Origin of the sequence: Photobacterium aphoticum (genome assembly GCF_001029435.1) — a bacterium.
Taxonomy (GTDB): domain Bacteria; phylum Pseudomonadota; class Gammaproteobacteria; order Enterobacterales; family Vibrionaceae; genus Photobacterium; species Photobacterium aphoticum.
This window is the reverse complement of sequence record NZ_LDOV01000001.1, coordinates 129,977-146,656: the sequence shown is the minus strand read 5'-3', so window position 1 is coordinate 146,656 and position 16,680 is coordinate 129,977. Positions and strand designations below refer to the sequence as shown.

Genomic DNA, 16,680 nt, shown 5'->3' with positions numbered 1-16,680 from the left:
TTATACAAGGACGCCCTTTTTTATGGTTTGCGATTTACGCTCTGATTATGCCGTTTCCACTTTCACACGGAAGAACATCGCGTAGAACAATGGGATCACCACCAACGTCAGGATCGTTGCGAACAACAGACCAAACATGATGGTGACTGCCATACTCTTGAAGAACGGGTCAATCAACAATGGTGCCACACCCAAAATGGTGGTGAAAGCACCCAGCAATACCGGACGCGCACGGCTAAGTGCCGCCATGATGATGGCATCGTACGGCGTTCGCCCTTCTCGGATCTCCACATCAGCCTGATCCACCAGTACGATGGCGTTTTTCACCATCATCCCGATCAAGCTCAGGAAGCCCAGAATCGCCATGAACTCAAACGGCGTTTGGAAGATCACCAAGCCTACTGTCACACCCACCAATGCAAGTGGTGCAGTCAGCCAAATCACCAGTGGCTGGCGCAAGGCGTTGAACATGAAGATCACCGACAGGATCATCGCGGCAAACCCGTAAGGGGCAGAGATCACCAAGCCTTCATTGGCATCTTTTGAGGCTTTGTATTCCCCGTACCAGATCAACTCGTAACCCGGTGGCAAGTCAATCGCTTCGATTTGTGGACGCACTTGGTTGAACGCATCTGCCGTTAATACACCCGGCGCCGGATCCGCCTGCACCAGAATAGTCGGCATACGGTCGATACGACGTAGGATCGCGTCTTGCCATACCACATCCACAGAGTCCACCAACTGGCTCACCGCAATGAAACCGCCCGCTTTCTGGCTGTACACTTCGGTGTTTTCAATCGCTCGCTGGTGATCACGCTCGTTTTCTGGGGCACGTACCACAATCGGCACCAAATCATCCCCTTCACGGTACACACCCACACGGCGGCCAGACAATGTCTGTGCAATCGCCTGGTTGATCTCTTGTGTCGTCAGGCCAAAGCGCTGCGCTTCTTCTGCTGAGTACACCGGACGCAACACCGGCACTTGCTGACGCCAGTCATCCTGCACCGCGATCAGATTGTCATCGTTCAGCATGATGGCTTTCGCCTGCTCCGCCAACTGACGCAGTACACGGCTGTCTGGGCCTTTGAAGCCCGCTTCAATTTTCTTACCGCCCCCGCGACCAAGCATGAACTTCCATACTTTGATCGACGCGTCCGGGTATTTAGCATCCAGCTCCGATTGCAGCTCTACCAACAGCGGGGCAATCTTAGTGTAATCATCAATATCAATCAGCAACTGACCATAACTTGGGTTACGGGCTTCCGGTGCGTAAGTCAGCATGAAACGCAGACCACCGCCACCAATGAAGCTGGTGATATTGGTAATACCGTCTTTGGCTTTCACATCCTGCTCAATGCTCGCCACCACCTGTTCAGTACGTTTAATGTCTGAACCCTGCGGCAAGTACACATCCACCACGAACTGCGGACGCTGTGATTCCGGCATGAAGCCCGGCGGTACATAACGCACGCCATACACGGCACCAGCCAATACAGCAACCAACAGCGCACAACTGATCACACGGTGTGACAACACCCATGTCAGCAAAGCTTTGTACAGGGTAACCATGCGACCCGGTTTCTGATCCGCTGCGCGCGCTTTCACTTTCAGGAAGTCAAAACACAGCATTGGGGTGACAGTCACGGCAAACACCCAGCTCAGGAACATGGAGTACAGGATCACCCAGAACAATGAACCGGCATATTCCCCCATGTCTGACGGCGACAGGCCAATGGCACTGAACGCACAGATACCCACCACGGTACCGCCCAGCAAAGGCCATTTAGTGGCATTCACCACATCCGACACAATCACATGGCGATCTTCATCCGGATCATTTTGCAAACGCACCAGAATACCGTCGGTCACTACGATGGCGTTATCCACCAGCATACCCAGTGCGATAATCAAGGCACCCAGCGAAATACGCTGCATCGCGATGTCTTCAATCAACATGATGCACAGCGTACCCGCTACCGTCAGTAGCAGTACAAAACCGATGATCACGCCGGAACGTAGACCCATGAACAGCAGCAATACGATAAACACGATCACCACAGCAGCAATCAGGTTATCGATGAAGTTAGCCACCGAAGCACGAACCGAGTCAGACTGAATCGAGATCTCGTGCAGTTCCATGCCCAAAGGACGCTGACCCTCCAGCTCCGCAATGCGCGCTTTTACCGCATCCCCCATGTCCACGACGTTACCGCCGGTCACGTTAGAGATACCAAAGCCAATCGCACGCTCGCCGTTGTAGCGCATCAGCATGGATGACGGCTCTTGGTAGCCACGAGTCACGTTCGCAATGTCGCCCAAACGCAGTACGGTGTTGTTTTCACCCACACCCACTTGCAGGTTCTTCAGATCATTGAATGAACGAATGCTGGCACTTGGGATCACCGGAATACGCATCGCATCGGTTTCGATACTGCCCGCCACGGTCACCATGTTCTGCTTTTGCAGCACCTGGAACACGTTTTCTGCCGACAGACCAAACTTGGCTAAACGCTCACTGGAGATCTCAACAAAAATGGTTTCTTGCTGTTCTGCCAAAGTCGCGGTTTTCGCCACGCCCGGTACCAGTACCAATTCACGGCGCAAGCTATCGACGTAGTCTTGCAGCTGCTTGTCGGTAAAGCCTTCACCGGTCACCGCAAAGAACAGCGCATACACATCCGAGAAATCATCATTGACAATAGACGGCCCCGCGCCCGGCGGTAGCATGCGCTGAGCATCGGTGATTTTACGGCGCAGTTTGTCCCACACCTGCTGCAAATCTGCCGATGACTTGGCAAATTCAAGCTTAATTTCCACCGTCACTTCTGACATGCCCTGCTTGGACACCGACTTCACTTCTTTGAGCTCTTGCAGTGACTGCACCGCCCCTTCAATGACGTCAGTGACTTCATCTGACACTTCTTGGGCCGTGGCGCCCGAGTACGGGGTGTTGATCACCGCTTGGCGGATCACAAACTCCGGATCTTCAAATCGGCCCAGCTTAAGGTAGCTGATGTAGCCCCCCAGCAAAATCAGCGCGATCAGCACCCAAACACTGGTGCGTTTCGCAATGGTATAACGTGCAATATCCATCAATTACGCCCCATTGCTGTCATCGGTATAAGGGCGCACTTCCATGCCCTCTTTCACGCTCGACACACCGGCAATGATTATGCGCTCACCCACTTTCAGGTGCTCGGTGATCACTACACGGTTCTTACTCAGCGCGCCAACGGTCACGTAACGTTTTTCGGCTTTATTGTCGGCGTTAATCACCCACACAAACTGTTTACCTTGGTTATCTGGCACAACCGCCGTCAAAGGCACGGTGATCAACGAAATACCTGCGGCATTCTGTTCGCCGTTAGCATCCTGATACGGCAGCACTTTCACCGCCATACCCGGTAGCACGCGATAGCCTTTGCTGTCTTCAAAACCCAACACAATGGCGTAAGTCTGGGTGATGGGATCCGCTTGGGTTGCGTAGGTACGCAGTGCCAACGGGAACACCACACCCGGAATCGCAGACAGCTCAGCTAAGGCTTTAGTGCCACTCATGCCTGCTAACATCACGTTATCCGGAATATTAATCACCACTTCCAGATCGTGCAGGTTATGCAAGGTCACCACCGGCGCATTGGCTTGGATTTGTACGTGGTTGTCCACCAACTTGCGGCCAATAATGCCATCAAACGGGGCTTTAATTTGGGTGTATTCCAACTGACGACGGGCTTCAGCCAAGCGGTTTTTCGCCAGGTTATAGCGCGTTGTCAGGGTATCTAAATCGCTCTTGGCAATGGCCTGACTTTTCTCGTAAATGGCTTTACCACGCAGGTATTCCGCTTTCGAGTTATCCAGTTCCAGCTTGGCCGACTCCAGTGCCGTTTGCGCATCGCGTGAGTCCAAGGTCGCCAATACCTGACCTTGTTTCACCTCATCCCCTTCTTTGACTGCGATATCGGTAATACGGCCGCCAATTCGGAAGGCTAAATCCGCACGTTCTGCCGCACGAACAACCCCATTAAAACTCAAATCATCATTGGCTTGCGTGCTGATCACTTCCGTCAATGCAGGTTTGATGACCGGTGCGGCCACAGTTTGAGGCTCTTCCGCGCCACAACCTGTCAGCACTAAGGTTGACATGGCAATGCTTGCAGCAAGGGCATTGAACTTAAAAGATGCCAATACTGACTTCTTAAAATACGTATTCACCTATTTCTCCCCTAAAAGGTTGGTCCGGCGCGACCGTTGGGTATGAGGACACTCAGGTCCCAGATGTTACCGTCGAGCACACTCAGCGCGACGACAAAAGTAAACTTGTGAGTTTATTTTTATATAGGCCAACGCAAAAGTAAACTAGCAAGTGTACTTTTTGACATAATCTTGATAAACTTCTCGCATTAAGTCAGGAAAACATGGAACCACAATGACACGCTCCGAACTAAAACGCCTCGCCATCATCGACGCCGCCAAAGCCGAATTCATGCAACATGGGTTTTTAGCCGCGAATATGGACAGGATTAGTGCGGCGGCTGAAGTGTCAAAGCGCACGTTATATCGTCACTTTGAAAGTAAAGAGAATTTATTTGAAGCGGTGTTGACCATCTTGCATGAGTCCACCAACCAAACCGTTCAGTATACTTTTGACCCTCAGCGTAGCCTGCACGCGCAGCTCACCGATATCACTTACCAAGAAGCCGACATTCTGTATCACACTTACGGCATTCCCTTAGCCCGTACCATTGTGATGGAATTTCTTCGCCAACCCGATATGGCCAATACGCTGAACAAAACCCTGTACAGCTCTAAAGCCATCATGCAGTGGTTTCGTGAGGCCATGGCAGCCGGTCAATTGAAAGACACCGATATCAAAGTTATTTCTAATGTGTATCTCAGTCTGTTTCAGGGGGCATTATTCTGGCCCCAGCTGATGACCATCATTCCTGAAGCAGAAGGCGAGGTGCTGAAAGAAAAAGTCGAGCTGATTGTCTCCGTCTTTTTAGCGTCGTTTGCCGTTTCGCCTTCGCAGTAACCAACGGCACGCATTCTCAGCACACGTTTTTTCAGTATTCGTGCACATAAAAAAACAGCCAAAGGCATGACACCTTTGGCTGTTTTTATTTCATCTTTACGACGAAGGCTTACAGTTCAAAATCACCGAACTCGTCGCCATCGACTTGGCGCTCAAGGAAAGCCACCAAATCATCGTGACCGCCGATGTACTGACCGTCCAAGAAGATTTGTGGCACAGTGCGTACCACGTTACCTGTTGCCTGCTCGATAAAATCCACCATCAGGATTTTAGACAAATCTTCACCCAGTACCAGTGAGGTGTACTCGGTGCCGCGCGCATCAAGGATCGCTTTTGCTTTTACGCAGTATGGGCAGTTTGGCTGCGTGATCACCAAGTTTTGGTAGCCCGCCAGTTGTTCCATTGTCATCTCAGACATCGTTCTTCACTTTTTCAGGTTAACTTATGGCCGATAAGATAATAGAAGGCCAAAACAGTGACAAGACTCCATCCTCGGTTACGTCCGCTTTTCATTGCGTATGACGTGTTTATCGCCACTTTCCAGCCCATTGACTGCCTGCGAATACTCACCATTAACGCTTTCCACCATTATTTACTCACCGTGACCGGAATGCGCTGACGCCCAAATGCTTGCTCTCTTTTGGCAAACCGCCCCGCCAGCTTTTCGCCACAAAAGGCACACAAGCCATCATCCGTCACATTTACCGCTCCCAACTTAAACCAGTTTCGGGCAATCACCTGTTTGCCGCATGACGGACAATAGGTACTGTCGCCTTCCTCATGAAAGATATTGCCAACATAGGCATAGTGCAGCCCGTTCGCCTGAGCGATATGGCGCGCCTGAATTAAGGTATTAGGTGGAGTACGTGGCTTATCCAACATTTTAAAGTCGGGATGAAAGGCAGAGAAATGGATCGGCACATCCGGCCCTAAATGATCGGCGACCCAACAGGTTAATGCGTCTATTTCTTTCGGGCTGTCGTTTTCCCCGGGGATCAACAACGTCGTGATTTCAAACCACACCGACGTTTCATGCTTAAGATACAGTAAGGTATCAAGCACCGGCACCAAATGACCATGGCAGATCTTGTGATAAAAGCGCTCGGTAAACGCTTTCAGATCGATATTGGCCGCATCCATCATCGAGAAAAATTCACGCCGAGGCTGATCACACATATAACCGGCACTCACGGCCACACTGTGTACACCCATCTCTCGGCATGCTTGCGCCGCATCCATGGCGTACTCCATGAAAATCACCGGATCATTATAGGTAAACGCAATACTGTCGCAGCCATAGCGTAATGCTGCTTGGGCGATCTGCGCCGGCATGGCTTGCGCGCCAAGCGTATCAATGTGACGGGATTTACTGATCTGCCAGTTCTGGCAAAACTGACAGCTTAAATTACACCCGGCAGTGCCAAATGACAGCACCGAGCTGCCTGGATAGAAATGATTCAGTGGTTTTTTCTCTATCGGATCCACACAAAAACCACTGCTGCGCCCGTAGCTGGTCAGGACAATTTCGCCGCCTTGCGCCTGACGAACAAAACAGGCGCCACGCTTACCGTCACGCAAGCGACAATGGCGTGGGCAAACATCACACACCACCCGCCCATCCGCCAGCATATGCCAATGCGTTGTCGGCCAGCTGGCGGGCGGTACAGACTGACTCGACCCTTTCTGCGTCAATGATTTATTCATACTCGCAACCTTGATCTTATCCTGCTCACGACTTACGTGACGACCTATACTGAGTATATATCCTTTATTGCAGAGGCACGCTTAACAACGGCCTTTCTCGCCTGTTAATGGAGATCCGTATGCTCACTCGTCCTCCTGCTGTTGCCGGACATTTTTATCCCCATTCGGCCACGGCTCTCCAGCAGCAAGTCAATCATTGGTTAGATGACGATAATGCCGCACTCACTCACACAGCCGCATCTGAATCGACACAACAGGGGAAAATTAAGGCGCTCATCGTGCCGCATGCGGGCTATATGTATTCAGGCAGTGTGGCGGCAGAGGCCTATCGTGCCCTGCGTCAACAAGCGAGTCGGATACGAAAAGTGATCCTAATTGGGCCAAGTCATCGCTTTGCGTTTAAGGGCTGCGCCCTGCCAGCCTGTCACTATTTTGAGACACCTCTCGGAAAAGTCCCTATTGACATACAAAGTGTTGAAAAGTTGCGGGAAATAGATGATATTGAGGTATCAGATAAAGTCCACGCTCAAGAACACAGTCTTGAAGTGCAATTGCCTTTTCTGCAGTCATGTTTACATGACTTTACCCTGTTACCGCTCTTAACCAGTAATGTTTCACCGGCCGTTGTTGCCCGCGCCATTGACCCACTTTGGCAAAGCGACGATTGCCTGCTTGTGATAAGCAGTGACCTCAGCCATTTTCATGCCTACTCAGACGCAACACGTATCGATCACCATACCTGTTCCCTGATAGAAAGTTACCAGGCCACCCTTACCCCCGAGCAAGCCTGTGGTGCCACGGGCATTAACACATTGCTATTGCTAGCCAAACAAAAGGGATACCCACTTATACGTAATACATTGATTAACTCTGGTGACACTGCCATCGGAGATAAGGAGAGAGTCGTAGGATATGTCAGCTACATCATTTCAGCACCTCAATAAAGGTGAACTAACACAATTGCTGGATATTGCCCGAGATGCCATTCGTGGCCACTTTTCGGATGAGCTTATCCTGCCCCCACGGCTTGATCTGTACGGCAAAAAATTGCTGCAACCTGGCGCCAGTTTCGTCACGTTGAAAGTCAATGGCAAACTGCAAGGCTGCTTAGGTACAACCCTCGCACACAGCCCGCTGGTTTTAGATGTGCACAACAAGGCGCGAGCCAGTGCCTATCAGGACCGCCGCTTTATGCCGTTGTGTGAAGAGCAACTCGATCAGCTGACCATTGAAGTCTCCGTGCTGTCGCAACCGGAAGTGTTGAGTGTCGACTCCGAGCAAGCGCTGATCGCACACCTGAGCAACAATAAGGTAGGTGTGATTCTATCGGACAACCATGCGCAAGCGTTATTCTTGCCGCAAGTATGGGAGCAGATCCGTCAACCAGCGGAGTTTGTGCGTCAATTGAAAATCAAAGCGGGTTGGCAAGGCAATTACTGGTCACCGACGATGACCGTTAAAACCTTCATCGTGGATAGCATTACCGGTAAGTACCACTATTAACCACGAATCGATAAGAAAGGGGCGCATCGCCCCTTTTTTGATCAACGCTTATGTTTATATAGCGGCACTACTGCGCTATCAGCCCATACGGCATGTCATCAAATATCGCCGGCTGCTCTTGAATCGTCGGGGCAGTATGTACACCTCGCCAATCCAACAACATAATGGCTAACACGTTACGGTGTTCGCCGTACACGAGACCGGTACTGCCATCGACCGCAGGCACTAAACCGGCCTCTCGGTTCATCGCTTTTTGAATCGCCTGACGGGTTTTCGCTACCACAGGATCATCCTCTAACCCTGCCAACAAGAAATTAATGCCTACTTCGGCAATAACATCTTCTTTCGCACGTTTCAAAATGGTGTCGATATTGGCGCGGTAGTAATCGTAGATCCACTGGAAGTTTTCTTCATCAATCTGATACTGGTAATACTCAGACGCCGCCAGAATGATGTGTGTCATGCCATACAGCTTATTCATGTATTGCTGATCCGACAGCTGCGCATCCTGACGATCCGGATAGGTCTGTTTAAACGCCGCAATAAAGGCGTCCACCACATCCTGCTCACCTAATTGGCGTAACCAATACACCTGATTCGCCAACTGGGCGGCCCATGCCTTAATCATGGCGGGATCTGTCGCATAACGGTTAAAATCGTAACGGCGGATCACATCCCGCAATTGCTTGTCGTTATTATGTTTTAAGCCATATTCATTGGCTCGTGCCATCGACCCAAGCAAATCAACGCCAAGATAAAAATACGCCGGAGAAGACGACGTGGCATTAAAACGTAACTTGCTTCGCGCATCTTTCTTCTGACCGTAATTTGCCAAACGTTCCGCTGAATACGTTGCAATTTGCGCCGGTGTATTCACTTCTGCCGCGAAATAATTCAAACGACTGGCCACACGCGCCATATCCGCCCAAATCGCGGCACTGTATTTAGGATCTAAAGTCTGGCGGTACATCCGCAACCCATAGTGACCCATCTTAAAGGCAGGCAGCATGTACAATTGACTTTCATAGGTATGGCGGATCAGTGCAGCGTCAGCTTGATAATTTGCCGTCTGCGGTAACTGACTCACGGTTATTGGCGTCGAGACTTCGCCTTGGGCTGGGGGTGGCGTTGCAAAAGCCGGTGCGGCACTCAACATGCCAATCAGCCCGACTACCCACCAGGGCGATACAGCGGCCTTCCCTGCCCTTTGTCTACCCTGTGCTCGTCGGTTAAACATTGTATGATAACTTGTCATTTTCTCGCTCACTGCGCTCATGATTCCCTCCCCCCATTATACCCAAGCTGCCTCAATATGGGGATTTCAGCGAGTACAATCCTCGTTGCAAGACAATATCCCCCTCACCAACCGTCTGTTTTCGGTGCCGATACACTTCCTGTACAGACTCCACAGGCATGAATGCACCAGCCCCCTGAAGGAACAAAATCAAACATAAGCACTTATTCACACAGAAAAGGTCATATAACAAACAATGTTTTATTTATTTGAACAACTCACCTGATGTCCGATGAATGTCAATTTTTCATTTCGTGACTCTGAGCCAAGAATACACACGCATTTTCAAATAAAAATACCGTAAGAATATTCCTACAAAATAAAATGCAGCGCGTTAGATGTGTTTTTCGATTGTCTTTTTCATTATTTACTCAAACCTGACAGTTGTAAGCAAATATTACAAAGCCAATAAAAATAAATTTAACACTCTGAATAAAAAAGAAATTTTCGCAACAATAAAAATTAATCATGACGATTCAAAACTTTTATTTTGATAATAATCAATTTTTAAATATAAATATTCCGTCAGAAAAATAATGTCAGATATCCATTTCTTGTTAGATAACGTTTTGCACTTTTTTGCGTAACTTATTCATCAAAGAACATATAAAACAAGCATGATAAACATGACTGACATTATTCCAACATAAAGAGAAGTAATTATGTCACCTATGAACAAGCTAAGCATTGCTGTACTTGCAGCAGTGGCAAACCTTGCGACTATTCAAACCGCAAGTGCACACGGCTGGGCTGAATTCCCAAGCGCACGTCAAAACACCTGTTACAACGACGGCGGCTACTGGAGCAATGCGATTCCTAACGCAGCGTGTCAAAAAGCCTACGACAAATCTGGCAACTACGCATTCCTTCAGCGTAATGAAGTGGCAGCCCTAACCGCTGACTACAACAACATTGAAGCCGTGAAGCAGCAAGTACCAAACGGTGAGCTATGTGCAGCAGGTGATGCACAAAAATCTGGCCTAGACGTTACCTCACCAGATTGGCAGCAAACCACTATCACATTGGATGAAAACGGTGAGTTTGAATTCGTGTGGACAGCAACAGCACCACACAACCCTTCTTTCTGGGAATTTTACCTGACAAAACCGGGCCACGACTTCACTCAGCCACTAAACTGGGAAGATCTGGAACTGGTTGATACCGCAGGTAACATTGCCCCTGAAGCGACGTCTCCGTACAAAACATACCGCTTCAAAGTACAACTACCAAAAGATCGTGAAGGCGATGCAATCCTTTACACCCGTTGGCAGCGTATTGATCCAGCCGGTGAAGGTTTCTACAACTGTAGCGACATCGTGATCAAGCAAAATGACGGCGGCATCACGCCTCCGCCAGTAGAAGACGGTAAACTGAACGCGATCGAAGGTTACTTCGTACCAGCTGGTTACCCGCAGCCAGAAATTGGCGACACTATGCGTCTACGTACGATGGACAGCAACGGTAACGAGCAAATCGATGAGCGTCTGCTAATCACTGCTGGCAACCAAACCACTTGGGCACGCGATCTTGCTAACCAAGTGAACACACAGCACGCAGGCAAGTGGGCAGTAGGTGTTTGGGATAACGCTGCAAACGAATACCGTTTCGATGACAGCAACATCCACGCAAACCGCGTATGGTCTGCTGAGAAAGACAGTGCATTTGCGCTATCTACCCTGAAACCAATCGATCCGCCACCACCAGTAGAGCCACCGGTTGACCCAGAACTACCAGAAGGTGCATGGGACAAGAGCGCGACTTACGTTGAAAACGATGTAGTCACTCACAACGATAAAACGTGGAAAGCAGGTTGGTGGAACCAGAACGAAGAACCAGGCGTGAGCAACGTGTGGAAGCGCGTACTGACTGACGGCGAAGTGCCAGAAGTGGGCGCATGGTCTGCAAGTGCTGAATACAACACCAACGACGTGGTAACACACGACAACGCAGAGTGGAAAGCTGCTTGGTGGACAAAAGGTGAAGAACCTGGCACCACTGGCGAATGGGGTGTATGGCGTAAGCTGTAATTCCTCTGCTAACGCGTGACATTATCGTCACCGCCAAATAAAAAAAGGATCTGCCCCGGCAGATCCTTTTTGCATTTACGACTTCGCATTATCGCTTCATGGACTGTTACTTAACCTGAACAAACTTAGACCGCGAATACCGGCGAGATCCCCGCCTCCTGCCCGCTCATCAGTAAAAGTCCCAACAGCACCAACACCACACCACCGAACAACTGCAGATAATAGCCGGTTAACTGCCAGCCAGATTCTTCCGCGTTTTTATGGCGATTGCCTGCCTGCAAATAGCGTTTGATCACTTGTTTACCCGTTAGCGTCATAATTGCAATGATTGAGGTGGTTAACGCCGTCCCCGCCGCCATCACAATCGCACTCACGACGCCCATCCAATACAACCCAACCATATTGGCAAACAACAGCACCATGATCGCACCGGTACACGGACGGATCCCTATACTGGCCACAATCGCTGCATATTCTTGCCAGGTTGACGCACGATTGATCGCTGCTGCATCGGCCACATGCTGATGCCCACAGCCACACCCGTCATGATGGTGCGCACAAGATGGTGACGACACCGGACGCACTGCATTTACAATTGGAGCATCTGTTGATGTTGTAACCGCACGCACCTTCCATTCAGTTTTTAACGTCACTGGCGTACCCGATAGCGCTTTACGACGGTCCTGTCTACGCTCCCGATATGCGCGAACTAACTGCTTTACCGCCTTCCAGCAAATCAAGCCACCCAGCACCGCCACCAGCGCAAAGCTGAGCGACACAAAGGTCATTGCCCGTTCATTCACCACTCGCATAGAAGCCTGAAAGCCCCAAAGCAACACGCTGACCAAAGCTATTGCCACTAACGCCTGACACAGTGCGGACACCACGGTCAGAATCAGGCTCGCTTTCACCTTGGTGGGATGAGTTGCGAGATAGGTCGTCACTATCACTTTGCCATGTCCCGGCCCTAGCGAGTGCAACATGCCATACAGGAAACTGAACCCCGCCAGATAGCCCCCCGCAATAAATGGATCCGCTTTGGCGTCATACAATAAGTCGGCCAATTGTGCGTTCACTTCCCGTTGCCACTGAATACTGCTGATCACCATCGATGGCCAAAGTAACCACAACTGATAGGCACCGACCGTCACCAGCGTCAACGCCATGGCAGCGAGCAGACGCGGTTTGTGCCGGCTGATTTGAAAGTCAGTATTCCGTTTCATTCTGTCTGTTTTCCATTTGTCTTTAGCATCTTGTATTAGCTTGTTTTAGTCGCCAATTTTATTAAGCGTGGTGCGCTCACGGTGCGGCAGGCAAACCGGCGCAATGCAGTTTCACGGTTTGGGTAAATAACTGCCCCAGCGCATTATCCGGATCCGCATCGGCAGGCAGCGACATGGCGTAACTCATCTGCTCGGGCGTAGGATTGGGCGCAATCACATCCACCTTGCACTGACGTGCCAGATCCGGCGACAACACCACATCAGAACTCGACTTCCACGCCATATCGACGTAATAGCTCGGCTCAAAAATCAGCAGTCGCAATGAATCGCGCGTCACAGGCTTGGGTTTGGACAGTGGCAGCTCAAACTGCAACACTAACTTAGCTCGATCACGGCTTAAGGTGCCGCTTTCTACCACCTTGTATTTGATCGGCGTGTCACCGTCATAGAAATACGTGAAGTAATGTTCATACTTCATGTTTTCCAACACAGAGGCCGCTACTTTTTGCAACGTTGCTTGTGCGTTGTCGGGCGACATATCTTCCCCGTCTAACATGTAGGCCGAGGTCATGGCATCAAACGACCACACCATCTTAAAACCGGTGATCATCCCCTGTTCGCCTTCAATGGTGGTCTTCATATCAATCCAAGAATGCGGATGTGCCCATGCCGCTGGCGCAACACAGAAGGCCAAAGCCCACAGACACGCTTTTTGAGTACGAGCGAAAGAGTCTATGAATGAGGAAAAGTGACGAGTAAAACGGTTTAGCCCGCCATGTGATGGTTGATACAGCGGCTCTGGTCGTTGCAATAAGTCAGGCATACCTGCCTGCAGAGGAAAAATGAGTGGCTTTTTCATGCTATCGATTCGTTATGCTTTATGATGTTATAACATAACAAGTCGAGAAGACCAAAGCGGCGACTCAGAATTGACAGAGATTGGACAAACAGCAAGAACGGTTTCTTTTCCTTTTCTGTATTTCTTTTGCGAGTCACAAACAAAAAAGGATCTGCCTAAGCAGATCCTTTTTATCATGCACGTTGCAAACGCAGATTAGTTCGCAGCGGTCGTTGGCAATACACGTTTCAAAATGTCGGCCAGTGTCACGACACCGACCATTTTTCCGTCTTTACTCACGACTGCAAGCTGCACGCTGGCTTTACGCATACGCGCCAGAGCTTCATAAACCGGGGTTTTTGAATCCAGCACATAGGCATTACGGGCCACGTCACGCGCAGGTTTATCTGCCGGTTCAAGTAGCGTATCACGCACGTGAACCACTAACGGTTTAAGACCCGACTTGCCGCAGACAAGAATACGTAAATGGCCGGATTCCATCGCAGCAACACGCACGTCAGCAACCGTTGCGTTCTTATCAACATGCGCCATCACCTGCCCTTCAGTCACCAGGGTTTCGACAGGGATTGAGCTCAAGTCAATCAAGCCAGACAGCTGCTTTTGAATGTTCGGTTTCAGTGTACCCACTTTGCCCGAGTGCTCTACCAGCTGGCGAATGGTATCAACATCCTGCCCACCGACGGCAGCGCTTTCCACAGGCTCAACACCCGATGCTTTAACCAAGCGGTTGGCAATGCTGTTGATCCAATTTAGCAGTGGACGCAGCGGCCAAACATAGGCACGTGCAATCAGACCGATAGCCAAGGCAGACTTCTCAGGGTGTGCGATAGACCACGATTTTGGCGCCATCTCACCCACCACCAAGTGCAGGAAGGTCACGAAAAATAACGCGAAACCAAAGGCCGCACCATCGGCCAGCCAATCTGGTAAGCCCATAGCAAGAAACACCGGGCCAACCCATTGGTCAACCGCCGGTTTCGTTACCGCACCCAGTGCAAAGGTACAGAAAGTGATACCCAATTGCGCACCCGCTAGCATCAGCGTCAGGTCATTCATACCGCGTAATGCCGCACGGGCTGACGCGCTTTCCACCGCCATTTCTTCCAGACGGTGGCGACGCGCACCCATCAAGGCAAATTCGATGATAACGAAAAAGCCACTCAAAATGATAAGGGCTGTCGTCACTAAGATGACAATCAAAGGATCGGTCATGCTTCACCCTCCACGATGGATTGCTCTACCAGTTTTACGCGTACCTCTGTCGGAACATGTCGCTCGATACGTAACACATCTACCTCAAGGTGACGTGAGATCGGCGCACCCGACGCCAGTTCTGAAGGGTCAATCGGCAACTCAATGGTGACCGTATCACCTTCGGCTGGCAATGCACCACGGGCAGCAATCAGCATGCCGGCAATGGTTTCCACATCGCCGCGCGGCAGGTCGTAACCAATCGCACGTTCTACTTCGTCGATATGCACATCGCCTTCCATCAACCACACGTTACCGCTTTCAGAGACCACAGCATCACCGATATCTTCATCATGCTCGTCGGTAATTTCGCCCACGATTTCCATCGCCAAGTCTTCAATCGTCAACACACCGGCAAAACCGCCGTATTCATCGATCACACACGCAAGTTGGTTGGTTGACGTCACCAGCTGATCCAGTGCATCAGGCAGCAGCATCAGTGTTGGCAGAACCGTTGCAGGACGCATCACAGAGGCAACGGTGTCATCCGCATTACCCGCATCAATGTGTGCCAGTACATCCGACAGGTGTACCACACCCACAGGGGCATCATCGTCATTGATCACCGGATAGCGCGTGTGCGCTTGTGCCATCAGTGACAACAGTTCGGTCAATGTGGTTTCAGGTTCAACCCAATCCACTTGTGAACGCGGCACCATAGCGTGCTCGACATCGCGCTCAGGGAAATCAAGGATACGATCCATCATCAGTGACAGCTCAACCGGCAAGTCACCGCTTTCGCGTGAGTTCGCGATGATGTGGTGTAGGTCTTCTTCCGACGCACTCACATCAAGATCGTGTACCGGCTCGATACGCACAGCACGCAGCAGCAAGTTCGCTGATTTATCGAAGAAGCTGATGATCCAACCAAACAGTGACATGTAAATCAGTGTTGAGCGGGACATCATGCGAGACATAGGCTCGGCGTTGGCAATCGCAAGGTTCTTCGGATACAGCTCACCCATGATCATTTGCACGACCATCGCGACACCCAGGGTGACGATAGTGCCGATAGCGATACCGGACTCAAGGGATAAACCAAAACCTTGCAGTAGCACGCCCATTGATTCACCGACAAGAGGCTCGGCAACAAAACCCAGTACAAGGCCTGTTACGGTGATACCTAGCTGTGCGCCAGACAACATGAAGCTGGTTCGTTTAGTAACGGCGAGCGCGCGTTTTGCGGCTTCATCGCCCGTTGCTGCTAAGGTGGCGAGTTTGGCACGGTCAACGGCCATATAAGCAAACTCTTGGGCAACGAAATAACCGTTTGCCGCAATAATTGCCAAGATAAAGAAAATGCCAAACAGAAGGGTAAGGATAGGCTCGATCATTGCTGTGTCCTCCCTTGGTCATTGAATGCCAATGAGGAGATACACAATCGACGAGAGTTGGGGTCCACTTTATTTTCCTAACATAAATACAGGAAGCGCAGTATATTCCCACAATATCAAAGTCGTCTACACAATAGTGACGCTCCGCGACAAACAAAAGGACGCCGCGTCACGCGATAACGCCCTTTTTCCTCGAAAATACGCCACAAAAGTGCGCTATTCCTGGCTTTTTAGTGCTTTGAGCGCGTTACCGCCTGTTACAAATAACTGTGTTTTCAGCTTGCCCCTTGCCCTACTCAGACGTACTTTTCATCGGAATTTTCGATGTTAACATTCGATATTTCCGATTTATAGCGTGAAGTTTTCGACACGAGCAAGCTGAACTTTCGATTCAACGCACTGGATTTTCGGTCTCAACCAGCTGAGTTTTCGAGCTCTCACATGAGAGCC

13 protein-coding genes are annotated in these 16,680 nt (G+C 50.3%); 4 read left to right on the top strand and 9 right to left on the bottom strand.

Annotated elements, in window-relative coordinates; translation table 11 throughout:
• Positions 1 to 45 precede the first annotated feature (45 nt).
• Entirely contained in the window at positions 46 to 3,096 is a 3,051-nt protein-coding gene (locus tag ABT58_RS00655) for an efflux RND transporter permease subunit (RefSeq protein WP_047872416.1), read from the bottom strand.
• A 3-nt stretch (positions 3,097 to 3,099) separates the two neighbouring features.
• Entirely contained in the window at positions 3,100 to 4,215 is a 1,116-nt protein-coding gene (locus ABT58_RS00650; protein ID WP_047872415.1) for an efflux RND transporter periplasmic adaptor subunit, read from the bottom strand.
• Between the two features lie 214 nt (positions 4,216 to 4,429).
• On the opposite strand from ABT58_RS00650, the gene ABT58_RS00645 reads away from it, so the two are divergent.
• Entirely contained in the window at positions 4,430 to 5,035 is a 606-nt protein-coding gene (locus ABT58_RS00645) for a TetR/AcrR family transcriptional regulator (RefSeq protein WP_047872414.1), read from the top strand.
• Between the two features lie 109 nt (positions 5,036 to 5,144).
• Here ABT58_RS00645 and ABT58_RS00640 read toward each other — a convergent pair whose 3' ends face one another.
• Complete coding sequence (locus ABT58_RS00640; protein ID WP_047872413.1) at positions 5,145 to 5,453, bottom strand: glutaredoxin domain-containing protein; 309 nt, start codon at positions 5,451 to 5,453, stop codon at positions 5,145 to 5,147.
• Between the two features lie 170 nt (positions 5,454 to 5,623).
• On the bottom strand, positions 5,624 to 6,739 hold the full coding sequence (gene amrS / locus ABT58_RS00635) for an AmmeMemoRadiSam system radical SAM enzyme (protein WP_047872412.1): 1,116 nt from the start codon (positions 6,737 to 6,739) through the stop codon (positions 5,624 to 5,626).
• A gap of 119 nt (positions 6,740 to 6,858) precedes the next feature.
• Here amrS and amrB point away from each other — a divergent pair, with 119 nt between their 5' ends.
• Positions 6,859 to 7,683, top strand: a complete 825-nt coding sequence (amrB, locus tag ABT58_RS00630; protein WP_047872411.1) for an AmmeMemoRadiSam system protein B — start codon at positions 6,859 to 6,861, stop codon at positions 7,681 to 7,683.
• A complete protein-coding gene (gene amrA, locus ABT58_RS00625) occupies positions 7,652 to 8,242 on the top strand; it encodes an AmmeMemoRadiSam system protein A (protein WP_047872410.1) in 591 nt (196 codons plus the stop codon). The genes amrB and amrA overlap by 32 nt, the downstream gene beginning before the upstream one ends.
• A 67-nt stretch (positions 8,243 to 8,309) precedes the next feature.
• Here amrA and ABT58_RS00620 read toward each other — a convergent pair whose 3' ends face one another.
• Positions 8,310 to 9,398, bottom strand: a complete 1,089-nt coding sequence (locus ABT58_RS00620; RefSeq protein ID WP_047872409.1) for a DUF3541 domain-containing protein — start codon at positions 9,396 to 9,398, stop codon at positions 8,310 to 8,312.
• A gap of 800 nt (positions 9,399 to 10,198) precedes the next feature.
• Here ABT58_RS00620 and ABT58_RS00615 point away from each other — a divergent pair.
• A complete protein-coding gene (locus ABT58_RS00615) occupies positions 10,199 to 11,563 on the top strand; it encodes a lytic polysaccharide monooxygenase (RefSeq protein ID WP_047872408.1) in 1,365 nt (454 codons plus the stop codon).
• 125 nt (positions 11,564 to 11,688) lie between these two features.
• Here ABT58_RS00615 and ABT58_RS00610 read toward each other — a convergent pair whose 3' ends face one another.
• The 4 genes from ABT58_RS00610 to ABT58_RS00595 all read right to left on the bottom strand — a co-directional run bounded on the left by ABT58_RS00610 (position 11,689) and on the right by ABT58_RS00595 (position 16,230).
• Entirely contained in the window at positions 11,689 to 12,786 is a 1,098-nt protein-coding gene (locus tag ABT58_RS00610) for a nickel/cobalt transporter (RefSeq protein WP_047872407.1), read from the bottom strand.
• Positions 12,787 to 12,862: 76 nt separating this feature from the next.
• Positions 12,863 to 13,645 carry a DUF1007 family protein gene (locus ABT58_RS00605; protein ID WP_308428546.1) on the bottom strand — a complete coding sequence of 261 codons (783 nt, stop codon included), beginning with the start codon at positions 13,643 to 13,645 and terminating at the stop codon, positions 12,863 to 12,865.
• A 195-nt stretch (positions 13,646 to 13,840) separates the two neighbouring features.
• Positions 13,841 to 14,857, bottom strand: coding sequence for a hemolysin family protein (locus tag ABT58_RS00600; RefSeq protein WP_047872406.1), 1,017 nt, complete (start codon positions 14,855 to 14,857; stop codon positions 13,841 to 13,843).
• Positions 14,854 to 16,230 carry a hemolysin family protein gene (locus ABT58_RS00595; RefSeq protein WP_047872405.1) on the bottom strand — a complete coding sequence of 459 codons (1,377 nt, stop codon included), beginning with the start codon at positions 16,228 to 16,230 and terminating at the stop codon, positions 14,854 to 14,856. The genes ABT58_RS00600 and ABT58_RS00595 overlap by 4 nt, the downstream gene beginning before the upstream one ends.
• Positions 16,231 to 16,680 lie beyond the last annotated feature (450 nt).